Consider the following 20,923-nt stretch of genomic DNA (forward strand, 5'->3'; position numbering starts at 1 on the left):
CTTTTAGCGTTATTCAAAAAATTGTTGGAAGAATAGTCCGGAATATACCCCTATGGGGTATATAATGAAGACATTATTATTCAAGGAGGATTTATGAATGAAAAAAAGATGGATCTATGCAATTGCGGCCGCGGCGGGAATTACGTTGTTGGGAGGATGTTCCGATTCCGCAACGCCTGCCCCCGCGGCGCAAAGCGGCGATACCGATATGCACGGGATGGATCACGGTTCGTCGGGAGCGATGCCGGAAGGGTTGAAAGAAGCGGCTGATCCGGTTTATCCCGTCGGATCGAAAGTCGTTATTCGTTCGGATCATATGGCGGGTATGGACGGAGCCGAAGGGACGGTAACGGGAGCCTACGATACGACTATATATTCGGTATCGTATACGCCGACGGACGGCGGCGAGCCGGTGAGCGATCATGAATGGGTAATCGAAGAAGAACTTCGGAGCCAAACGGAAAGCGTGCCGGACGCAGGCGATACGGTGACGATCGAAGCCGGCCATATGCCGGGCATGAAAGGCGCGGAAGCGACGGTGGATACAGCGGAAAAAGGCGTAATCTACATGGTAGACTATACGCCGACAGATGGCGGACAACCAGTCACCAACCATATGTGGGTAACCGAAAGCGAATTGTCCACCGAGTAAAGGTTTACCATTCCGCCGAAGCTATAGGGTCCGATTCGTCGACGGTCAGATCGTAAAATTCGGCATAGCGCTGCGAGAAATCGTAGATACCGCCGAAAATCGGTTGCAGCAGCATCCATTTCCCGTTATCCAGCGCATAAACGTCGTCTTCGCTTAGCCCTGCCGGAATCTCATCCAAAACCGGGGCAAGCGCAATATGGACGACCAACAGGTCCAGATCGAAAGTCTCCGCAAGATCCGTCGCGAAATCGCCCGTAAAATCCAATAAAACGTCGCTGTCCGATTTTGTTTCCGCATACAGCGTCCCGGAAGCTTCGAAATTGTCCAGCAGTACGGTCACGTTGTAATCCCCGTCTTCGTCCACGAACGTCTCGTAATCGACTTCGTAGCCGGTGTCTGGCGTATACAGCGTGTCGTAATGGGCATACAGATAATCGGTAATAGCGCTTTCCGAAGCAGCCTGCTTGGCGTTATCGTCGCTGCCCGAAGCCGGAACCGTAGCGGGCGTAACGGAAGATCCGCTCGTACTTGCGATCGCGATCCGGTTGCCGGACAAATCTACGCGGGCGCCTGTCGCTTCGCTGACAAAACGCAACGGCACGAAAATATTTCCGTTGATCGATACCGGTGCCTGCTGCATGCGTACAGCGCGTCCGTTAATGTAAGCCGTTCGGCTGCCTACCGTCAAAATCATCCGGGTATCGTTTTTGATCGCCGTCACCTGCTGCTGTTTTTGATTCCAGGCAAACGAAATGCCGAGACTGCGGAAAATAGGAGCGAACTGGACCATGGTGACGTTTTGCTTGACGACAGGTTCGGTGTTGAACGCAATCGCTTTTCCGTCCACGGTTACTTGCATCGTGGCGGCGTTTGCCTGAGCCGCGAACAGGCCGAAAGCCAACGTGGCCGTCAAAAGTATTCTTTTTTTCAATCCGTGCAGCCCCCTTTGTCTGTAAATGGAAAAGTCGTATTTTCATCATAAAGCATCCGTATCTTTCTGCATAGGCAAAAGCGACAGCAAAGGAAGTTGTGGCTCCCTGATTTGGTTTCCGCGATTTCGTTTGAGATAATGAAGAGAGGAGTCGCTAAAAGATTCTTCAGAGCCGAAAGGGAGAGAAACAACCATGAGAGGCATTTACATTCGAATTTTATACGACAACGGAATTGAAAAAGAATATGCTTTCGACTCCAGCGAAGAACTGACTCCGGCCGAATTGGAGATTGCCGTCAGGGAATTGAAAGAGGCCTACGTCGTTCCGGCATTTCGCGGCGAACGTCCCGAAGGTGACGGCTGCATGACTTTTGAAAGCGAAGGGCGCGATATCAGCGTCAATTTGGCTAAAGTATCGGAAGTCGCATTCAGCATTCGTTGAAGCGCTCAATCCTAAGGAGGAATATCGCATGAACGTGTTGGTAATCGGAGCAAACGGACAGATCGGAAGTCGATTGATTCGGCTGTTGGCACACGAAGGCAAGCATCAGGTCAAAGCGATGGTTCGCAAGCAGGAGCAGGCGGACCAACTTCGGGCGGAAGGGATTGAACCTGTATTCGCCAACCTTGAAGACCGTGTGGACGTGCTGGTCGAAGCGATCAAAGGCAGCGATGCGATCGTGTTCACGGCCGGCTCGGGCGGATCGACAGGCTTGGATAAAACGCTGCTGATCGATCTCGACGGCGCCGTGAAAACAATGGAAGCGGCCGAAAAAGCGGGTGTTAAGCGGTATGTGATCGTCAGTGCCATGCAGGCTCACAATCGCGAAAACTGGTCGGAAGCGATCAAACCTTATTATGCAGCGAAGCATTATGCAGACCGGATGCTCGAAACGACAGGCTTGGACTATACGATCGTGCGTCCGGGCGGACTCAAAAACGATCCGGGCACGGGACGCATCTCGGCGGCCGAAAACTTGGAGCCTGGCTTCATTCCGCGTGACGATGTGGCTACAGTGATTGCGGCGGTGCTGGAAGATCGCAACACCTATAGACGCGCTTTCGATCTGATCTCCGGCGATACGCCGATCAGCGAAGCATTCGGTAGTTGAGCAGACTGACTGGTTCAGCAACGAAACTTTCCGGTTAACGATATCGTATATGCGGCATGGAGTCGATATGGATAGGGAAAGGGCGGCTGTGAAATGAAATCGATCGGTAAAGGGACTTACACGGAAGCGCAAAAAAATGAAATGAAGCGTCAGATCCGGCACGCCGCAGACGATGCCTTCGACAAAGAAATGGCAGAGATCAATGGACAGTTGAACAAAGAAATCCTGATCGCTTTGGTCGGGGATGTCAATGCGGGCAAATCGTCGACGATCAACCGAATCGTGGGCGAGGAGGTTGCCGGCGTAGGCGCCGAGCCCGGCGAGACAACGGCAATCCATCCGCATGCGTATAAAGACAAAATCTTTTTCATAGATACGCCCGGCCTGAACGACGTGAACAAAGAAAATTCCGCGACGACATTGGACTATTTTCGAAAAACGGACGTCGTGCTGTTTTTCCTTAATGCGGCAGGAACCGTTTTCTCGGAAAGCGAGCAGCGTTCATTCCGAATCGTGGAGAAAGCCAATCCCAACATCCTGATCGTGCTGAACAAAATCGACGCGGCGGACGAAGTGGATCGGCTGGTCGCGAGAGTGCGCCGGGAGACCGGGCATAACTACGATGTCATTCCGATTTCTTCGCGTACGGGTGAAAATGTCGATACATTGCGCGATGCGATTCTTGAACTTTTAAAAAAAAACAATAAAGACATTCTGTTCGCGCGCACGATCAAAGAAAAGTCTTCGATTGCGAATAAATGGATTATTGCGGCATCGACCTCGGCAGGCGCCATCGGAGCGGTTCCGCTGCCGGGGGCCGATATCGTGCCGCTGACCGCATTACAGATCGGGCTGCTCACCAAACTCGCCACGCTGTACGAACGACCGATCAGCCGCGAAGCCGCAAAAGAAATCGTAATTACGGCAATCGTCGGCAATCTGGGACGGACGATTTTTTCGCAGATCGTGAAGTTTTTCCCGGGAGCCGGTAGTGTGGCCGCAGCAGGTGTCGCCGGAACGGTAACGCTGGCTCTTGGATATTCCGTCAAGTATGCGTACGAGCGCGGAATCGATGTTACGCCGGACTCCGTCTCCAAGTTGTACAAGACGTTCCGCGACCGAAAAGATAAAGGGAAGAAATTACCGGGCGAACCGGAATAAGATTGACAAAGAGCAAGGAAAAGTTCCGCATCTGCGGGACTTTTTTCTTTTTGAAAGGTATATCCTCGGCGTTCCAAGTGGATTCTGCTATAATGAAAAACACGACTTCCGATGAACGGAAAAGTACAGGATATTACAGCAAAACAATGTCAAGGAGGCGTTTGAATGTTGACCGAACGGCTGGAATTACAATCATTTACCCCAGAGGAGGCCGAGGAATTGTTGGCGCTCCGGTTGGAGAATCAGCGATTTTTGGAGCCGCTGGAGCCGATTCGTTCAGACGGATACCTGACGCTTGCAGGGCAACGGACGGAGATTATGCAAAGTGAGCAGGGGCGTATCCGGGATCAGGCTTATGTGTATGCGATTCGCCTGCGAGAGAACGGGAAATTGCTAGGACGTGCCGCATTGACGGGGATCGCGCGCGGGCCTTTTCAAAACGCGAATCTGGGTTATTTTCTGGATGAAGCGCATAACGGAAAAGGGTATATGACCGAGGCTGTATGCGGAGTGTTGGAACTTGCTTTTACCAAGCATCATCTGCACCGTGTGCAAGCAGGCGTCATGCCGCGCAACGCGCCGTCGCTTCGGGTAATGGAAAAGGCAGGCTTCCGTCGCGAAGGGCTGGCCGAACGGTATCTGAAGATCAACGGCGTTTGGGAAGATCATGTATTGTTCGGGATGACGGCGGAAGATTGGGAGAAGCATCGGTATCCTGCGGATAAGCAAACGAAAGCACAGACGCACATCGCTGAATAAATTATCCCAAACGATCCATCAATCTCAGTGCTGAGCATAAAAAAAGCGATTCGCCGAGCGGCGAATCGCTTTTTTTGAGGGCCACGTTCCCGAAAATCCATTCCGATCTTTTGTAGTAACGTTGCTTAGTAAATCATAGTGACGGTTCCATTCAAAAATGCGACGGCTTGCCAGTCTGTTCCGCCCTTTCTTACGTAAAGCCAAACTTCGACCGGGCCTTTCGGGCTGTTCTGGATATTGGTTTCGGAAGGTTCTCCCCACGATAATAGAACATGCTGTTTATTCATGCCTGCGGCGACGAATTGACCCCGGATGTAATTCCAAATCTTGTCGCTGCCGCCGTACTGGACTTGAGGATCGAACGGGAAAAATTCATCCAGATCGCCGAGTACTTCAGGAATGGCTTCCGCGTAATATTCGGCCGATGCGAATTGGCTGCCTGCGGCATTTTTGAAGATCAGGGTGTAGGAATGACCGTAATCGCTTTCTGCGATCTTGATATCCGCGATTGTCAATTTGCTGAATCGTACCCCGGCACCGCTGTAGTTATTGATCCAATACGATTTGCCCAGGTACTGGGCGAGGCTTCCGAGCTGCTGCTTTTTCTTGAGCAGAGCGGTTTGTTTCGATTCGACTTCCAACGACGCGGACCCTAACGACACAACGGCCTGTTGAAGCTTGCTGTCCCATTTGACCGAAGCACCCGGAATCGCGGTCGACAAAAAGCTGGCCGGGAAGACCGTTTGGCCGTCGAGTGTTTGAACTTTGCTTTTCAAGGTAACGGATTTGCCGTTAACCGTCGCTTTGGCACTGCCTTTTTGCAATTGGATCTTCGTCTCTCCGTATACGATTGTCCAATTGCTGCCCGCGTTCGTTACCGTTGCGCCGAGTGCGGCGAACACCGGACGAACCGGGAGGTATGCGCTTCCGCCTACCAGACCGGCTCCGGTCATTGCGCCGCCTTGTTTCACGATCAATGTCGTTTTGGCGGAAATGCCGTTGGACTTGAAGGTTATCGTAGCGGAACCGAGTCCATTCGCTTTGAGGCTTCCGTCTTTTTGTACCGAGACGACCTTGGGATCGGAAACGCTTAGCTCGCTAGCTGCCGGCGTACGTTTGCTTTTAGCGCCGTCTGTAAACTTTTCGTCCACGGTGACTTTGACGACATCGCCTTTTGCGGCAGAAGTACGGGAAAGCGTCAAGGTTGCCGATTGAAGGCGGGCCGGAGCGACAGCGGTCCATTTGCCGTTCGCGTAAAAGCCGGATGTTCCATCGCCCAAACGTACAAAGAGTCCTTTTTCGGCAGCGTTCACCGACACGGCGCCTTTTACGGAAGCGATCGCTTTGCCGGACTTGGCGTTGCCGTATTCGTATTTCCACAGGCTTCCGTCAGACTTTGCGATATAGAGGTCGTTGCTGGCTTCTTCCTTGACCCAAGCCATAGATACCGCTCCGGTCGCGAAGATCTCGGGCTCTGATTCTGTTTCGGCATCCAACTTGGTGACCGTGCCGTCCGATCCCAGTACCATCGCAGAGCTGCTTGTTGCTTGAATATCTTTCGCACCCGGCAGGTCGGCCAGCTTTTTAACTTTATTCGTGGAATAATCCGAGCGATAGCGCCAGACTTCGCCGTTTGCGGTCAGCAAGGCAAATCCCGAGGAGTGAGCCGAAATCCGGATGCCGCCAGGCAGTCCGATATTCGTATAGCCGATTACGTCGCCGGATTCGGCCAGCATAACATCCTCGGATACCTGAGCCACGGCGGGCAGACCTTTGATCAGCTCGGGCGCTCCGGTGATACCGAGATCGCTCCATTGATAGACCAAGCCGCTTTTTGTCCAGGCGTAGTGCTCCCCCGTATGCGAATCCCTGGATATTCCGATAAACGGCGATGGCTCTTGTGCCGAACCGATGGTCTGTCCTTCCGCGCGAAGCGAACCGTCGTCGAGAATGTAATTTCGGTTGTCGAGTCCGCTTGCAATGCTTGAATCGGCGGATGACTGCGCATAGGCGCTGTTTCCCCATAGTTGCGGTGTCGGAATAACGGCTCCCAACAAGATTCCCGCAGCCAGTGCTGTTTTTGCAAATTGAGTTGTTTTCATTTCTTCCCATGACCCCTGTCTTTTCAAGTAACGTTTCGTATAAAGGATTCGACCAAGCAGGCTTAAATTCCTTTTTTGTCCACAGCCGGAATGATGAGGATTTTGTCATCAAAATAGACGGAGTTGAAGTTGAAACGCAGACCGAGCACCCGGTACAATGGAAGAGATGTGACAGGGGGATGAAAAGAAAGCGATTCGCACATATAGACCGGAAGATTTAGAGAAAGTAATTGCGCCGCATGCCGAGTTGTATCGTCGTGAGCGCGGGTATGACGAGTTCTTCGTGCCTTGTATGCGAAATTTGGTTTTCGACTGGCGCAGAGCCGGTCGGCGTTGTGATCGGGACGCATGTTGAAGGAAGAAATGTGGAAAAAGGAACTGATTTAAAAGCTTGAAAGGAGGAGGAGCCAATGGCGCGAAAAGACGAACGCTTGAAGCAGGGTGCTGGAACGCAAAGCGATGGACAGGTTGAATGGCGACCAGCGTCGCTGCTGGAGGCTCCGGAACACTCGGGTTCGGTTCGCGATGAGATGTTGGGTTACATGCATGAATTAATCGAGATTGCTCGTGAGTATACAGAGCGAGAGGACGATTATTATGCCGGAGCTTTGCTTCAGCGAATCGCAAATTCGTTATCGGCGGCCGTCTTGCTGCGAGAGGGAGGATTGGTCGTCGAAGCCCCCGTGCAGATTCGAGTCGCTTTCGAGCATGCTGCGCGGCTGTTCCAATATCGTGCGGCTCCCGAAACGATTGATCATGACGCTGCCCAGGAAGTGATGGGAAGCAACCTTGGCGTCATGAAGTATGCGTATGAGCATATTTCGTTCGAGTTGACTGACGTCTACGGATTTTTGAATATCTTCACGCATCCGGATCGGGCTTCGCTGGAATGGACAAGCCGCGTCAGTTCGGATTCGGTGGATATGGCGGATATGCTGGCCTTATACGGCGTTGGCGGAATTTTTCTGATCCTGTCCCATGCCTATCCGGGAGATCTGCGGCTTGGAGAAGAGCGGATCAAGGATCGTTCGGAACGTATCGCTTCGCAAATTTTGGGCGTGCTGCAAGAGTTCGAGACGCTGAAAAATACGGGAGATCCGCATCGGATGCTGGAGCTTTTCCTGAGCGAAAACGGTCGGGTATTCGGCAAAGACAAGTATAACGAGCATTTGAAAAAGTTTATGTTATTTGCTTCGGATAATCCGGAAAATACGATGGAGCTTTATTTGAAACGGGAAATGGAGCTGGAAAAGCGACGCATGCAAAGAGCTTCTGCCAAGCAAAAAGAAAAAAAATCCCGTGTCAAACACAAAAAGAAATAAATGGATATTATGGAATGGGGTTCGTCTGCCGATAATAATAAAGGCGGCTGCTTCAATGATGTTGAGGAATCGTGTCCGGAACCGCTGCCCGAGCAAGCAAGTTTCAAAATTGGGTTTTTGGTTAAATACGAAGTGTGGACACGACACAACAGACTGGAGTAAGGTGAGGAACAACCATGCAAAGTGATCAACAGATGCAACAGTTTTCGGACGTACTGGAAGAAGTGAATTTTATTCTTTACGGTTCGAAAAAAGGTAAATCGGACGAGGAACTCGAAACGGAACGGGAACAGCAAGCCGAGATTTCCGTACGTTAACCAACGTTATTCATGCCAAGAATTTCATAGATTCGCAAAACAAGCAGGACCGCCTGCCGATCGTCGAAAGACATTCGGTAGGCGGTCCTGTTTTTGCGTGTTAAGATACGCGGATTTGATCGGTTGCCTCTGTGTCCAAAGACAAATCCATGCCAACGACTCCGATACGCTCGCCCTGTTCGTCGACAATCGCTGCCGACACCGTGAGACAGGGACGTTTGGTTATGGCTGAGACATATACAGGCGAGACATACACTTCGCCTTGCATCGCTTGCTGCCACCATTCGCGGCTTTTGGCATTAAGCAATCCGGCTTGCGGCTTGGAAAAAATAAACGAGCCGTCCGTACGGTTGGACCAGATTGCTTCGATAGACGAAGAGCGCTCCATATATCCGGAAAGAAGCAGGTTGTGCTCACGTTCATCGGTAGGCAGTGAAGAGGCTTGTTTGGCGGCTGCTTCCAATACCCCGCGAATAGCTTCGATATCGCTGCTGGCAAGACTCCCATTCTGATCAAATCGGAAGCTGCTCACCATGTCGGATAGCTCGGTAGAAGCGCTGCGCATCTCTTCGCCGATTCTCGCAAGCTTGCTGATCTGATCACGTTGCCGGGCAATATGCGAAAAAAGCTGTTCCATGGACTGTGTCGTATGATTGGTCAATTCGGCCGCGGCCGTCAATGCCATTACGCCTCGCGTCATCCGTTCCTGCTGAACCCCGCTTAAAGTATCCGTATCTTTCGCGGAGTCCAGCACGCCGCCCAAGCTGCGATGCAGCTGCTCCATCTCTTGTCGCATGCGGCGCATCTCGCTTACGCCTTGTTCCACCGCCAATCGGCTTGCTGCCATCGCTTCCGTTACCTGGCTAACGCCGGAGACGACAGATCCGAGAGTAGCCGCAGACCGTCCAAGAGCGTCTCCGCTTTGCGCAGCCAGCTTGCGGATTTCTTGAGCGACAACGGCAAATCCGCGTCCGTCTTCGCCGGCACGCGCGGCTTCGATAGAGGCGTTGAGTGCCAACAGCGAAGTTTGTTCCACGACATCCCGAATAAAGCTGTTGACCGCTTCGATATCCGTCATATGTTGAGTCAATTCATGAATCCGTTCGCCAATCGCTACATTTTGACTCGATATATTCGTCATGACATGATCCGCGGAGTTCAAAGCATCTGACAATTCGCCGGCTGCGGAGCCGGCTTCCAGACTTTCGCGCGCCATGGTTGCTGCGCTTGCGACCAATCGGCCTGAAATGAGCGAAGCTTCTTCCAGCAGGGCGGAGGCTTCTTGCGTACGAGCTGCGGCTTCCGTGCTGCGCGCATCCAATTCATGCTCGGCTCGTTCCGAATGTTCAGTGACGGAACTTAACGTGCGAACAGATCCCTGGACTTCCTCGACGACGCCTAGCAATCGATCCGAGACTACCTGAGATTCGAATACGAAGCTTTTGAGTTTTTCTGAATCGTTTTCGGCTTCGAGGGTTTGGAGTTTGGACGACCGAGGCCGCGTCCGTTGCAATGTGAAGAACACGATAGCTACTCCGGTTACGACGGCGAGCGCCAAGCATAACGTTTGCAGCAGTTGTCGAGAAGAATCCATCCAAAGCACAATAGCTGCCACTAGACCAAGCAAAGCAAGCAAAAGATTCGGAATGCGGTTGGTTTTCATCGATAGCACGCCCTTTTCGCAAAAAGATATGTAATGTTTTTTAACATTATACGAAAAGGAAGGCAAGTTAACAATCGGTTTTTTGGATCGCATTCCGAAAAAATACGTTTGTTGGCATATTTAGTAGCTTAACCGCGAGCTAATTTGACTCATTGGTAATCGTTTCTGTATGTTCGGGTTCCAGCGTCATGAAATCTTCCGCATATTCCTGTCCGTTAACAAGCAGGACAATTCGATGCAAGCCCGGGTAATGCTTACGGGTCGTAAGATCGGCAAAACGATGCCTGCGTGTTCCGGATAATAAAGCTCCGCCATCCAGTGTGCGATCTGCGAGCATAAATAGCTTGCGCGACGCTCGGCCTGAAGCTTTGACAAAGTCGATCGCATATTCCACGCGAATACGCACAGGCTCGCCGGAGCGTGCTTGCAGCTTAAAATGCAGTTCGGTCTCGCCGCCAATGGAGCAGGCCTGCGGCCGGATTTGTAGGGAGGCTTCGGTAATAAGAGCTTCGTTGGTATGAGACTGCGAAGACGAATACCCGAATAAGGACAGGATCTCGGAATCGGCTTTTTTGAGCAAGCTCCGACAACCACGGCGAACAATCCAGTCGGTTAAAGGATGGGTTCCATACCAATTTCGGGCAGTCTGTTTGACGAGGGCCGGATTGTCTTTGGCAATGTCGTTCAAGTTGTTGGCTACGCTTTTGCGGACATAGAGCGAGGAGTCGGCTTTTAATTTTTCCAAAATCTCCAATACGGGTGTCGGGTCTGCTTTGAATATCGGAAGAGCTTGTCCCCAAGGCAGACGCGGACGACAACCTTCGCTGGCGAGTCTTCGTACATGCTCGTTGTCGCTGTTCGCCCAATGAAGCATGCGAACCATCGTACGTTTTGGATCGCGTAATAGAAAGACCCGTATGGCAAACTCGGATGAAGATTTCGATGTGAACCGTTCCAAGGCGTCAAGAGCAGAATCAAAATCGTATTCAGCCTGTCCATGGACTTCGACAAAGTCGGGGAAGAACAGATAGGGGAATCCGACGCAGGATTCGTCAATCCGATACAGAATATCGAGTGCTTCAGTAAAAGGCTCAGGCAGATAACGACCAAGTATGATCGAAATACGGCGCATCCGTGTCTTTAATTCAAGTTCTTCCCAGTCTCCGTCAAGCACATCGGTAACGAAATCAGCGTCTTGAAAAGGAGGGTAGGCAGATTTGACTTTGGCCGAAAAATCCTGCAAAAAACTGCGGTTGTACATAAGCTTTAATGGTTCTGGCATAGAATGCCTCCTTGGAACCGCGCGGATCGCGGATGTATATGATACGTTTTCTCTAATCTAACAGAAGAACCCGGACATAAGAATGTCCGGGTTTACACGATAGGGTACCCATATTTCTAAGGCGTCGCTGATTCCGTACGAATACGCTCTCCAAGCTTATTATGATCGAATAGCTGCAACAATTTCGATACATTTTCCTGAACGGAATGTTGGTCTGTGCGCAACGTCAATTCCGGCGATACAGGAGGCTCGTACACATCGGATATGCCGGTAAACGAGGTGATTTTGCCTTGGCGGGCTAGCGCATACATGCCTTTGACATCGCGGCGCTCACACTCTTCCAATGCACATTGGATGTACACTTCGACAAATCCCGAAAGTTCGGAACGGGCGTAATCGCGCATCGTCGCATAGGGGCTGATTAAAGAAACAATCGTAGTTACGCCGTGTTTGTTCAGCAGCCCTGAGAGATAAACGGCTCTGCGTACATTTTCCATCCGGTCTTCCTGGCTGAATCCCAGACCGCCGCCGATCCGGCGACGCAGCTCGTCTCCGTCGAGGATCTCGACTGCGGCTCCACGTTCGGAAAGGGCTTTCGCGAACGCAAGCGCTGTCGTCGTTTTGCCTGAACAGGGCAATCCCGTCAACCAGAACGTACGACCCGCTTCCGTTGCTTGATAATGAGTCATGCGCTACCTCCCGAATAAGCAGTGACGAACTGTTCTCGCAAGCCGCGCCGTTCAAGCAAGCCGTCTCCGTAGTGACTTTCCATGCTTAGCTTCGGCATATGCACGTAACCGATATAACAGCCGCAGCTTTTCATTCCGCAAGGGCGTTGCTTCGACAACCCTTCGAGACCGTCCCGATACAAATGACCGATGACGCGTCGGTCGCTATAACAGCGCTTGACGATCCCGGGGCCTTGAACGAAGAAGACCGTTTCCCCGGTTCGACAAGATTGCCCGAGACTGGCGTAATCCGGCAGGTTCAGCTCGAACAACGGATCGATTGCGCGTAATTGTCGAATCTCATGCTCTTCGTAATAATCTTTGCGGTCTTTGAACGCATTGATCCACAGATAGACCTCTTCCGGCAGCGCGCGCCGGAGCGAGTCGATCCGGTCGAACGCGCTTCGTACGCCTACGCTACCGACACTAAACAAAATGCCGCGCCGATGCAATTCGAGGCAGCGGCCGAGAAACCGTTCTTCGCTAACCTCGCCCGGATGATAGGTGGCCCAAAATGCGGCTGTGTCCCGGTTCAACCGATCGGTCCAGTCCAGCTTGGCGGACAGATTGGTTTGAATCGCAACCCGATCGACATGCGGCATATGGGAGAGGGCAATGATCGCTTCCCGATACCACGAGTGAACAAGTCCTTCGCCGTAAGGATTGAAAAATACAGAGAGTCGATGTCCCGAGTGTTCCTGAGCGGCCGCCCATTCGACGAACTTTTCGACCTGACGCCGATCTTTGGCCAGTGTCTCGGCGCTATCCGTCGTTTTGCTGAACGGGCAATACGGGCAAGAGTAGTTGCAAGACGACAATGAACCGCGGAAATAAAGAGTTGCTTTCATGGCAGCACGAACTCATGCATATGGTGGCGAACGGGTTCGGAGATCAACCAGTCGCCGACCGCATCGGAGTAGCCGAGACCTTCGCGGCCCATCCGCAAAATGCCGTCTTTTATCGTGGCCAATCCGGATTCGGTCAACAGATGAAGTTGCGGCAGATCCCTGAACGCATCACTACCGAAACGTTGCGCGTACTCATCCAGAGGCAGCCCTTCGCTATGCAGAATGCCTTTAAGCACAAAGCGCCGCTGACGTTCTTCCACGTTCAGTTCAAAGCCGTAATCCGCCTGATCATAACGTTCCGCAGCCACGTAATCGGCGATAATGCTTTCCGTCGCTTTGCGGCTGACTCCGTAACGCGAAGCGTAATGCACATGCTGCGTGTACGAACGGGCGCCGCAACCCAGCCCCATCATGCCTTCCTCCTGGCAGCCATAGGCAAGCGGACGTTTGGAAGGGTCATAACCGACCGTCTCCTTGCGGGCAAATCGCCGCATCGAAAATTGTTCGTAACCGCATTCCTCTAGCCGCTTGCAAGCCGCCAGGTACATGTCCATGCGCAGATCCTGCGGACCTCCGCCCTGCACGTCCCCGGGCTTGAGAATAGTATGCTCCCGCGTGTAAAGCGGATAAAGAAAAATCTCACCCGGTTCGTAGCTCAACGCTTGCTCCAGCGAATAAAGCCAGGTCTCCAATGTCTGTCCCGGCAGACCGTAGATCAAATCCAGGTTGAGCAAAGGAAAATCAAAGCGCTGCAACAAATCCAAAGCTCTGCGGACTTCGTCCGGCTTTTGGGGGCGGTAGATCGCGGCCGCTTCCGCTTCGATAAAGCTTTGAATGCCCATGCTCACGCGATCGGTTCCCCGTTCTTTGAGAATACGAAGTCGCTCTGGATCAACCGTCTCGGGTGAAGTTTCCACCGAAATCGAAGCCACGGACGGGTCCAAGCCCATGATATCTTCCGCGATGTCGAACAGTCGGCTTAGTTGGTCGGCACGCAGCAATGTCGGCGTACCGCCTCCGATCGCGAAGCGCGCAAAAGGACGCGAAGCGAGACCCGCCCACTGCCTGGCCTGGCGTTCAAGCGCGTCCACATAGCGCTTATGCACATCCTCGCGTTTATCCGGCAGGGTAAACAGATTACAGAATCCGCAGCGTGCTCCGCAAAATGGAATATGCATATATAGAAAAAAACTTTCCGCGGGTTCGTTTTGCCAAAGCCCGGATAACGGCTTCGGCGTTTCGAACGGACGATACGCAGTCTTATGCGGGTAGGAATAGAGATAAGAACGGTAAGGAGCGGCGTCCAGTTCCCGTTTCCAGGCCCGGACCTGCTCGATGTCATAGATGGCCGTTTCGGTCATGGTAATCGCTCCTTTTCTTTTTACAGCATAAATTCCCGGTACGGGACGTTCCAAACGGTCTCATGCGCCAGGCGATGTCCTTCGTAGCCATCTTCCCCGTAGGCCGTGCCGTGATCGGAGAAGGCCATGCAAAATGCCGGATTGTTTCGGGCGCGAACCGCATCGAACAATCGGCCCAGCTGTGCATCGACGTAACGAAGTGCAGCCCGCTGGCTGTCTACGGAATCACGCTTGGCGCCGGGCAAAAACATATGGTTAGGTCCATGAATCGCAGAGACGTTGATAAACAAAAAGAACCGTTCATTCGTCGGGATATCCGCCAGTAGTTTTAACGCGTGATCCACCTGGTTTTTCGTGGATTGCGGATTGGTGACGCCGAAGTTCATCCGCCAAAAGCTGCGTTGGAAGTAACCGGGCAGCACGCGGGCAAGCGGTACTTTTTTCGTGAAAAAGATAACGCCGCCGATGCAAAGCGTCCGGTAGCCTTCAGCCGCAAGACCCGAGACGATATCCGGCGTGTCGAATAGCCAGGTGTGCGGATGCGTCTTCAGTCCCGTGCCCCGCGAATGAAACAAGCGGACATGCGAAGCTTTATCGGTATTGGCCGGCGTTGGCAAAAAGCCGCCGAAAAAAGCATGATGTGCCGCGTACGTGAAGCTGCCGGGCGAGTGTCGCTTTTCCCAGGGACCGCTGCCGCAAAGGTTCGGGCAATTGTCCTGCTCAAGCACGGCTGCGTCAAAGCGCAAGGTGTCGAGCGTAATCATGATCATATCGTGCGTCCCCACGACCTTGTTCATATCGATGGAACTTTGTTCTGGCGTCATTCTTGTGTTCCTCCTTGCAGGCTTCCGATCGTATCCGTATCCGCTTCTGCGCCGCCGGATTCCGTCCAGCGCTGCATTTCCCACGCATAGGGATCAAGTCCGTCGTGCAGCACCCGCCGCAGCAAGTCGCCGAACGGATTGACGTCCGCGATATAGGGCTGCCCGGTATGGCGTTCCGTCAGCACATCGATTCCGGCCGAAAAAGAAGCGGGAAACGCACGCATGACAGCCAAGGCTTCATTTTTGGCTGCCGTGAGCACTTCATCGGACAAACCCGATGCAGCGGGAGTTACTCGCTGGCTGCGCAGATGAAGGTTCGTGATCGGACTTTCGCCGACGCGAACCACGGTATGTCCGGCTTCGCCAAAAGCGACGAGCTGACGAAGGTCGAGCGGCCGACCGTCCAGCGAAGCTTTGGGAATCCAACGTTCGGCATGGATGCCGTGTCCGCACAGATAGCCGATCAGCGTCCGAATAGACTCGGAGTCGGTCAGCGAACGGACTTTTTTGGAATTGTAAAAGATGCCGGGGCGTTGAACATAAACTTCCGCCCCCATCGTGGTTGTGGCGATCTCCGCCCCGGTTTTTGGATTGATCTGGTAAGCGATAATGCCCGAAGCTCCCGAGCCGAAAGCCAGCTTCAGAAATACCCGATGTATCCGCTTGCCCAGCATGGCTTCGCGCACGGCTTCGTATCCCGTCAGCGTCTCCGGTTCGGCCAGCAAGGTCGGAACCTTAACGCCTGCTGCGCTGAGGTGACGATGGCAAGCCCGCTTATCGAACATCGTCGCGATATCAGCCGGGTCATGCCAGAACCGGGCTTGCGGCCAAGCTTGAAGGGCTTCGCCGCGAATTCGATCCAACAATCGGCAGAACCCGCGAAACCATTGGGAAGGGTGCATGAGTCGGATCGGTTGTTCCTGTAGCGACAATGCGGCTTTTTCGGAGAGTCGATACGGATCGCGTCGTTCGCGCAGCGGCAGCAGGGAATCGCCGTCATCGTGCTCGGGCGACCCGAGTGCGATCAAAGCCCGTTCGACGCCAAAGTGTTCGCCGGGCGCATCCAGGCGAATGAACGGCGCGGTTCCTGTCGGCAGTCCGGCTTTTTCAGCGGCTGCATGCAAAGGAACGCCCGCAAGCAGCTGCTCGTACGAAACGATGATCGGCTCCGGCAAACCCAGCGACAATCTTGCCCGTCTCAAGCCGTCCGTGCGTTCTCCGTCGGCATGGGCGATCAAAAGCAGCGGGGTAATTCTGGCGTCGGGAAGCCCGGGAAAAGGACTTCCGGCGTTTTGCCCGATCATTCGGTCAAAGCAGGGTAACGGTATTCCTCGCCGTCGTACTTTTCCGTTTCCTGGCGATCGCTTACGTCTGCATTGGGCAGTTCTGTCGCAACGCGACGGGTCATAGCCTCGGACATGAAGTGGTAATGAAGATCAAGTTGCGGCAGACGACGAATCTTTTCGCTGGCAAGCAGTGCTTCCGCGCCTTCGTCGCTGAGCGTTCCGTCGGAAAGGTCCAGCGTCTCCAGATTGTCGAGAATATCGGATTGAGCGATAGCGACCGCAATTTCGTCCTGAATTTCGCTGTCTTTTAGGCCGAGATAAGTGAGATTTGGGAAAAGTCCCGGTTTGGCCACAGACATGACGTCTTCGATTCCACCGTCGAAGCCGTAATTGTCCACGCCTATGTAGAGTTCGAGCTTTTTGAGCGCTGGGAGTTCGGCGGCGGCAATCGAAGCCAGCACGCTTTTGCCAAGGCCGCCGCAGATGATGATCAGTTCTTCAAGCTTGGCATGTCTGACCTCGCCCAGAGCCAGATCGGTACTGCCCTTGATGGTAAGCGACCGGAGTTCCGGGAATGCAGCGAATAATGGATTCAGATTCGACTGCATAATCCATGAGACTTCGCATTCTTCGTAATCCATATCGCCGACAAACAGGCTGCGAAGTGCAGGGAAGCGATCTTTCTGACGCACAAGTTCGGCCACGATCGACTCCGACGAATCTTCGTAAGCGCCGCCCCAACTGCCTATAATGAGACTCGATAATTGCGCGGCCTCCGGTTTTTCTGCCAATTCCGCAATCAAAGTCTCCATCTTTTGTCCGTCTTCGTACTCGTCATATCCGATCGTAAGTTTGATTTCCGTCATGTCAATCCCTCCCGAAAATGGTGAAATGGTTAATCAGCATCCTAAAAACAACCTAACATCGTCAGAGAACGGAGTCAAGTTAAAAATAAGAACTTATGTTCCTGTTTTATTCATGGTAAAAAAGATCGCAAAAAACGCATATCGGCATATCGACTCCACGGAACTTGCGGATTTTTCGACACAATCAACACCAGCGGAGAAAAATAAGTAGACTCGTGGTATGCTAGGACGTGTGCTCGAACTCGGGCGAAAAGGCGGTAAAAGATGCACGTCGTTGAGTTTTCAAACATGCCCTAGTACCTTGACCGCTTAAGAGGTTAGGCTACGCCCCTCGAAACCCCGCTCAAACCGTACGGGTTTCCGATGAACGCAAACCTTAGATTTGATGCGGTCAAGATACTAATAGTTTGTCTCGAGTTAATGTAGGGTTACGCTTGCCTGAAACGTACTAGAACCATGCACGTTTCAGGCAAGCGAAAACCCCAGATTAAAGCAAGACAAGCTACTAGATAATACGGTTTGAAACCGGCATGGAAGTCTGAATATACAGAGGCGCATGGTGGATAAGCGACAGCTTTGAAGAGGAAACGGAAGGATGAAGGAATATGAGCGAATATCGGGCTGAAGATGTACAACGTCTGCAACATCTACAACATTCCGGGGCGCTAAAAGCGGAAGACGCCGAATGGATTGCGGATGTGCTGCATCGTTTCAAAGAGACCGAAGCGCAGAACAAAAGATTGCGTGAAGCGCTGTTGAAGGCCAATGGTCGCAAACCGACAATGTCGACCAAACTGCGCGACGCTTTATATGAGTGATCTGCAATAAGCACGTATTTAAGCAGAAGAACGCGAAAGGCTGAACTACTGCCTGAGCGAATCGAACATAGACGGAGGAATAGGAGTTATGACCATTACATGCGATGTCGCGGTGCTTGGCGGGGGAACCGGGGGCTATGTAGCCGCAATCAAGGCTGCACAGCTCGGCAAGGAAGTCATCATTATCGAAAAGGCGAAGTTGGGGGGAACCTGTCTGCATAAAGGCTGTATCCCTACCAAGTCGCTGCTGCGAAGTGCCGAGGTCTTTTCGCTGCTGCAAAATGCGGAAGAATACGGCGTGGAGAGTGCGGGCAGCCGCTTGGTTTTCCCGAAAGTACAGGAGCGTAAACGCGGGATCGTCGATAAGCTGCACCAGGGCGTTCTGTATTTGATGCGCAAAAATAAAATCCGTGTGATCGAAGGCAGCGGACGCGTTATTGGCCCTTCGATTTTTTCGCCGCGCAGCGGGGCTGTTGCTGTTGAGCTTCCGGATGGTGAGATGGAAACGATCGTACCCGCGAACCTGATTATTGCCACCGGCTCGCGCCCGCGCGTCCTGCCGGGTCTGGAGCCGGACGGTCGATACATACTCAGCAGCGATGAAGCACTAGAGCTGGAAAGCCTTCCGGAATCATTGCTTATCGTCGGCGGAGGCGTGATCGGGATCGAATGGGCATCCATGCTATGCGATTTCGGCGTTCAAGTTACGGTGGTTGAACTCGCCGGGCAGATCTTGCCGGGTGAAGATGAAGAAACCGCGCGTGAGCTGGCCAAATCTCTGGAACGTCGCGGCGTGAAGATTGTAACCGGGATTCAGCTTCAGACCGACACTTTTTCGACGGGGGAAAAAGGAATTTCGATCAAAGCGCTGCAGCAAGGCGAGGAACAGGTATTTGAAGCTTCGCAGCTGCTCGTTTCGGTTGGTCGTGCTGCCAATGTGGAAGGAATCGGCCTGGAAAATACGGATATTCGCGTCGTGAATGGCAATATTGCGGTCAACGCCAATTTCCAAACCGGAGAGTCGCATATTTACGCGATCGGCGATTGCATCGGCGGCTTGCAGCTTGCGCATGCGGCGAGCCATGAAGGCATCGCGGCGGCGATGCACCTGGCAGGCGAAAAAACGCATGCGTACGATCCGGCCTTTATCCCGCGTTGTGTCTATTCGCAGCCGGAAGTCGCGAGCGTCGGCTTAAGCGAAAGTCGCGCACGCGAGCTGGGACGTAGCGTCAAATCAGCAAAAGTGCCTTTTTCCGCGATTGGCAAAGCGCTTGTTGAAGGACATGCGGAAGGCTTTGCGAAAGTCGTAGCGGATACGGAAACGGGCGACCTTGTAGGCGTGCAAATCATCGGGCCTCATGCAACCGAGCTGATTGCCGAAGCTGCGCTTGCCGCTGTGCTCGATGCGACGCCGTGGGAAGTAGGAAGCTCCGTGCACGCGCACCCGACCCTTTCGGAGGCGCTGGGTGAAGCGATGCTGGCGATTGACGGGAACGCGATCAATGTCTAAACCGAATTAAATGCGAGATGATCGCAAGCCGAAAAGACCTGTTTCTCATCCCGAGGAGCAGGCCTGTTTGCGTCGTCGGGCAGAAAAGAGGACAATAAAATCGAAAGAAGTGTGTTATTCGATAGACGTCGTGCGCTTAAACGTTCCGACTTTTTGCACCGTGTACGACATTGCGTTAAAGCGGCGCTTTTCTTTTCGGCGAAAAAAGGATTATAATAGGTTCGGGTTAAGAATTAGTACCAGGTTTTAAGACGTTGTGTTAGAAGCAGTTAACGGCTTCAACCTCGTAAAAGGAAATCGAACATCAACCCTTCGTTTGACGACAATTAAGGAGGTTCCCGTAATGAGCCAAAAAGGAACGATCGTACCGCAGACTCTGCACGAGGCGGCTGGTCTGGATGACCGCCGTGCCGTCGACATGTACAAATATATGCTGCTCGCACGCAAATTCGACGAGCGCTGCCATCTGCTTCAACGAGCGGGCAAAATCAATTTTCACGTATCCGGTATCGGACAGGAAACCGCGCAGGTAGCCGCAGCTTTCGCGCTCGATACGCAAAAAGACTATTTCCTGCCTTACTATCGCGATTACGGATTTATGCTGGCCGTCGGCATGACTCCACGCGAGCTGATGCTGTCTGCGTTCGCTAAGGCGGAAGATCCGAACAGTGGCGGCCGTCAGATGCCCGGTCACTTCGGCAGCAAGCGTCTGCGCGTATTGACAGGCTCCAGCCCGGTAACGACGCAGGTTCCGCATGCGGTAGGCGCGGCGCTGGCTTCGAAAATGCGCGGCGAAGGTGCCGTATCGTTCGTGACGTTCGGCGAAGGCTCCAGCAACCAGGGCGATTTCCATGAAGGGGCTAACTTTGCAGGCGTGCAGAAATTGCCTGTCATTATGATGTGCGAAAATAACCAATACGCGATTTCCGTTCCGATTGCCAAGCAGCTTGCGGGCAAAGTGAGCGATCGCGCGCTGGGCTATGGCTTCCCGGGATTCCAGGTGGACGGCAATGACGCGCTGGAAATGTTCCGTGTCGTGCGCGAAGCTCGGGAACGCGGCGTTCGCGGCGAAGGACCGACTTTGATCGAAGCGATGATGTACCGATTGTCACCGCATTCCACGTCGGACAACGATCTGGCTTACCGGACCAAAGAAGAAGTCGATGCGAACTGGCAAAAAGACGGGATTCCGCGCTATAAGCAGTACCTGATCGAAGCCGGACTTTGGAGCGAAGAGCAGGAAGAAGCTTATCTCAAAGAAGTGGCCCAGGAACTGAAAGAAGCGACGGAATATGCGGACAAGGCTCCGTATCCGCGTGCGGAAGATACGCTGCTGCATGTCTATGCGGGCGATGAAGACGGACAGGGAGGGAATAACTGA

General features: G+C 52.9%; 20 protein-coding genes. 10 read left to right on the forward strand and 10 right to left on the reverse strand.

The genetic code is table 11. The annotated features are described in order from the left end of the window. The first annotated feature begins 97 nt into the window (after nt 1-97). Entirely contained in the window at nt 98-652 is a 555-nt protein-coding gene (locus tag WKI47_RS11740; protein WP_340227307.1) for a YdhK family protein, read from the forward strand. A gap of 4 nt (nt 653-656) precedes the next feature. Here WKI47_RS11740 and WKI47_RS11745 read toward each other — a convergent pair whose 3' ends face one another. Next, nucleotides 657-1,583 carry a copper amine oxidase N-terminal domain-containing protein gene (locus WKI47_RS11745; protein ID WP_340227308.1) on the reverse strand — a complete coding sequence of 309 codons (927 nt, stop codon included), beginning with the start codon at nt 1,581-1,583 and terminating at the stop codon, nt 657-659. Nucleotides 1,584-1,776: 193 nt separating this feature from the next. Between WKI47_RS11745 and WKI47_RS11750 the strand changes: the two genes are divergently transcribed. The 4 genes from WKI47_RS11750 to WKI47_RS11765 all read left to right on the forward strand — a co-directional run bounded on the left by WKI47_RS11750 (nt 1,777) and on the right by WKI47_RS11765 (nt 4,615). Beyond that, on the forward strand, nt 1,777-2,025 hold the full coding sequence (locus tag WKI47_RS11750) for a hypothetical protein (protein ID WP_037289356.1): 249 nt from the start codon (nt 1,777-1,779) through the stop codon (nt 2,023-2,025). A 28-nt stretch (nt 2,026-2,053) separates the two neighbouring features. After that, nucleotides 2,054-2,695: an SDR family oxidoreductase gene (locus tag WKI47_RS11755; RefSeq protein ID WP_340227309.1), complete on the forward strand. Its 642-nt coding sequence runs from the start codon at nt 2,054-2,056 to the stop codon at nt 2,693-2,695. Nucleotides 2,696-2,788: 93 nt separating this feature from the next. Then, on the forward strand, nt 2,789-3,856 hold the full coding sequence (locus WKI47_RS11760; protein WP_340227310.1) for a GTPase: 1,068 nt from the start codon (nt 2,789-2,791) through the stop codon (nt 3,854-3,856). Between the two features lie 165 nt (nt 3,857-4,021). After that, entirely contained in the window at nt 4,022-4,615 is a 594-nt protein-coding gene (locus tag WKI47_RS11765) for a GNAT family protein (RefSeq protein ID WP_340227311.1), read from the forward strand. Nucleotides 4,616-4,740: 125 nt separating this feature from the next. Here the strand turns inward: WKI47_RS11765 and WKI47_RS11770 are convergent, their stop codons facing one another. Further along, the gene (locus tag WKI47_RS11770; protein ID WP_340227312.1) at nt 4,741-6,717 is read right to left on the reverse strand and encodes a stalk domain-containing protein; all 1,977 of its coding nucleotides are present in this window, start codon (nt 6,715-6,717) and stop codon (nt 4,741-4,743) included. A 410-nt stretch (nt 6,718-7,127) separates the two neighbouring features. On the opposite strand from WKI47_RS11770, the gene WKI47_RS11775 reads away from it, so the two are divergent. Together WKI47_RS11775 and WKI47_RS11780 are read left to right on the forward strand one after the other, a co-directional pair. After that, nucleotides 7,128-8,039 carry a hypothetical protein gene (locus WKI47_RS11775; RefSeq protein ID WP_340227313.1) on the forward strand — a complete coding sequence of 304 codons (912 nt, stop codon included), beginning with the start codon at nt 7,128-7,130 and terminating at the stop codon, nt 8,037-8,039. A 176-nt stretch (nt 8,040-8,215) separates the two neighbouring features. After that, the gene (locus WKI47_RS11780; protein WP_340227314.1) at nt 8,216-8,356 is read left to right on the forward strand and encodes a hypothetical protein; all 141 of its coding nucleotides are present in this window, start codon (nt 8,216-8,218) and stop codon (nt 8,354-8,356) included. A gap of 100 nt (nt 8,357-8,456) precedes the next feature. On the opposite strand, the gene WKI47_RS11785 is transcribed toward WKI47_RS11780, so the two are convergent. From WKI47_RS11785 to WKI47_RS11820, 8 genes are all read right to left on the reverse strand, one after another. Continuing rightward, nucleotides 8,457-10,019: a methyl-accepting chemotaxis protein gene (locus WKI47_RS11785; protein WP_340227315.1), complete on the reverse strand. Its 1,563-nt coding sequence runs from the start codon at nt 10,017-10,019 to the stop codon at nt 8,457-8,459. A gap of 139 nt (nt 10,020-10,158) precedes the next feature. Next, nucleotides 10,159-11,301 (reverse strand): DNA alkylation repair protein, encoded by a 1,143-nt coding sequence (locus WKI47_RS11790; protein ID WP_340227316.1) that lies wholly within the window; start codon nt 11,299-11,301, stop codon nt 10,159-10,161. 116 nt (nt 11,302-11,417) lie between these two features. Continuing rightward, a complete protein-coding gene (gene cysC / locus WKI47_RS11795; protein WP_340227317.1) occupies nt 11,418-11,990 on the reverse strand; it encodes an adenylyl-sulfate kinase in 573 nt (190 codons plus the stop codon). Next, nucleotides 11,987-12,877, reverse strand: a complete 891-nt coding sequence (locus WKI47_RS11800; RefSeq protein WP_340227318.1) for an STM4011 family radical SAM protein — start codon at nt 12,875-12,877, stop codon at nt 11,987-11,989. Before WKI47_RS11800 ends, cysC begins: the two co-directional genes overlap by 4 nt. Further along, entirely contained in the window at nt 12,874-14,238 is a 1,365-nt protein-coding gene (locus tag WKI47_RS11805) for an STM4012 family radical SAM protein (RefSeq protein ID WP_340227319.1), read from the reverse strand. Before WKI47_RS11805 ends, WKI47_RS11800 begins: the two co-directional genes overlap by 4 nt. Nucleotides 14,239-14,258: 20 nt before the next feature. After that, nucleotides 14,259-15,062: an STM4013/SEN3800 family hydrolase gene (locus tag WKI47_RS11810; RefSeq protein ID WP_340227320.1), complete on the reverse strand. Its 804-nt coding sequence runs from the start codon at nt 15,060-15,062 to the stop codon at nt 14,259-14,261. Next, nucleotides 15,059-16,366 (reverse strand): STM4014 family protein, encoded by a 1,308-nt coding sequence (locus WKI47_RS11815; protein WP_340227321.1) that lies wholly within the window; start codon nt 16,364-16,366, stop codon nt 15,059-15,061. The genes WKI47_RS11810 and WKI47_RS11815 overlap by 4 nt, the downstream gene beginning before the upstream one ends. Continuing rightward, nucleotides 16,363-17,214 (reverse strand): STM4015 family protein, encoded by an 852-nt coding sequence (locus WKI47_RS11820; RefSeq protein ID WP_340227322.1) that lies wholly within the window; start codon nt 17,212-17,214, stop codon nt 16,363-16,365. The genes WKI47_RS11815 and WKI47_RS11820 overlap by 4 nt, the downstream gene beginning before the upstream one ends. Nucleotides 17,215-17,819: 605 nt before the next feature. Between WKI47_RS11820 and WKI47_RS11825 the strand changes: the two genes are divergently transcribed. The 3 genes from WKI47_RS11825 (at nt 17,820) to WKI47_RS11835 (ending at nt 20,923) form a co-directional block, all read left to right on the forward strand. Next, nucleotides 17,820-18,032 (forward strand): Ni2+-binding GTPase, encoded by a 213-nt coding sequence (locus WKI47_RS11825; protein WP_340227323.1) that lies wholly within the window; start codon nt 17,820-17,822, stop codon nt 18,030-18,032. Between the two features lie 88 nt (nt 18,033-18,120). Further along, the gene (lpdA, locus tag WKI47_RS11830; protein WP_340227324.1) at nt 18,121-19,542 is read left to right on the forward strand and encodes a dihydrolipoyl dehydrogenase; all 1,422 of its coding nucleotides are present in this window, start codon (nt 18,121-18,123) and stop codon (nt 19,540-19,542) included. Nucleotides 19,543-19,885: 343 nt separating this feature from the next. Further along, nucleotides 19,886-20,923, forward strand: a complete 1,038-nt coding sequence (locus WKI47_RS11835) for a thiamine pyrophosphate-dependent dehydrogenase E1 component subunit alpha (protein WP_340227325.1) — start codon at nt 19,886-19,888, stop codon at nt 20,921-20,923.

The organism is Saccharibacillus sacchari, from assembly GCF_037722395.1.
GTDB classification, from domain to species: Bacteria; Bacillota; Bacilli; order Paenibacillales; family Paenibacillaceae; genus Saccharibacillus; species Saccharibacillus sacchari_A.

What these genes read in the sequence shown, in the direction of transcription:
- WKI47_RS11800 (WP_340227318.1), bottom strand. Translation starts at nt 12,877, where the DNA reads ATGAAAGCAACTCTTTATTTCCGCGGTTCATTGTCGTCTTGCAACTAC.
- WKI47_RS11740 (WP_340227307.1), top strand. Translation starts at nt 98, where the DNA reads ATGAAAAAAAGATGGATCTATGCAATTGCGGCCGCGGCGGGAATTACG.
- WKI47_RS11785 (WP_340227315.1), bottom strand. Translation starts at nt 10,019, where the DNA reads ATGAAAACCAACCGCATTCCGAATCTTTTGCTTGCTTTGCTTGGTCTA.
- WKI47_RS11820 (WP_340227322.1), bottom strand. Translation starts at nt 17,214, where the DNA reads ATGACGGAAATCAAACTTACGATCGGATATGACGAGTACGAAGACGGA.
- WKI47_RS11765 (WP_340227311.1), top strand. Translation starts at nt 4,022, where the DNA reads ATGTTGACCGAACGGCTGGAATTACAATCATTTACCCCAGAGGAGGCC.
- WKI47_RS11790 (WP_340227316.1), bottom strand. Translation starts at nt 11,301, where the DNA reads ATGCCAGAACCATTAAAGCTTATGTACAACCGCAGTTTTTTGCAGGAT.
- WKI47_RS11835 (WP_340227325.1), top strand. Translation starts at nt 19,886, where the DNA reads ATGAGCCAAAAAGGAACGATCGTACCGCAGACTCTGCACGAGGCGGCT.
- WKI47_RS11825 (WP_340227323.1), top strand. Translation starts at nt 17,820, where the DNA reads ATGAGCGAATATCGGGCTGAAGATGTACAACGTCTGCAACATCTACAA.
- lpdA (WP_340227324.1), top strand. Translation starts at nt 18,121, where the DNA reads ATGACCATTACATGCGATGTCGCGGTGCTTGGCGGGGGAACCGGGGGC.
- WKI47_RS11780 (WP_340227314.1), top strand. Translation starts at nt 8,216, where the DNA reads ATGCAAAGTGATCAACAGATGCAACAGTTTTCGGACGTACTGGAAGAA.
- WKI47_RS11815 (WP_340227321.1), bottom strand. Translation starts at nt 16,366, where the DNA reads ATGATCGGGCAAAACGCCGGAAGTCCTTTTCCCGGGCTTCCCGACGCC.
- WKI47_RS11770 (WP_340227312.1), bottom strand. Translation starts at nt 6,717, where the DNA reads ATGAAAACAACTCAATTTGCAAAAACAGCACTGGCTGCGGGAATCTTG.
- cysC (WP_340227317.1), bottom strand. Translation starts at nt 11,990, where the DNA reads ATGACTCATTATCAAGCAACGGAAGCGGGTCGTACGTTCTGGTTGACG.
- WKI47_RS11805 (WP_340227319.1), bottom strand. Translation starts at nt 14,238, where the DNA reads ATGACCGAAACGGCCATCTATGACATCGAGCAGGTCCGGGCCTGGAAA.
- WKI47_RS11760 (WP_340227310.1), top strand. Translation starts at nt 2,789, where the DNA reads ATGAAATCGATCGGTAAAGGGACTTACACGGAAGCGCAAAAAAATGAA.
- WKI47_RS11810 (WP_340227320.1), bottom strand. Translation starts at nt 15,062, where the DNA reads ATGACGCCAGAACAAAGTTCCATCGATATGAACAAGGTCGTGGGGACG.
- WKI47_RS11755 (WP_340227309.1), top strand. Translation starts at nt 2,054, where the DNA reads ATGAACGTGTTGGTAATCGGAGCAAACGGACAGATCGGAAGTCGATTG.
- WKI47_RS11775 (WP_340227313.1), top strand. Translation starts at nt 7,128, where the DNA reads ATGGCGCGAAAAGACGAACGCTTGAAGCAGGGTGCTGGAACGCAAAGC.
- WKI47_RS11750 (WP_037289356.1), top strand. Translation starts at nt 1,777, where the DNA reads ATGAGAGGCATTTACATTCGAATTTTATACGACAACGGAATTGAAAAA.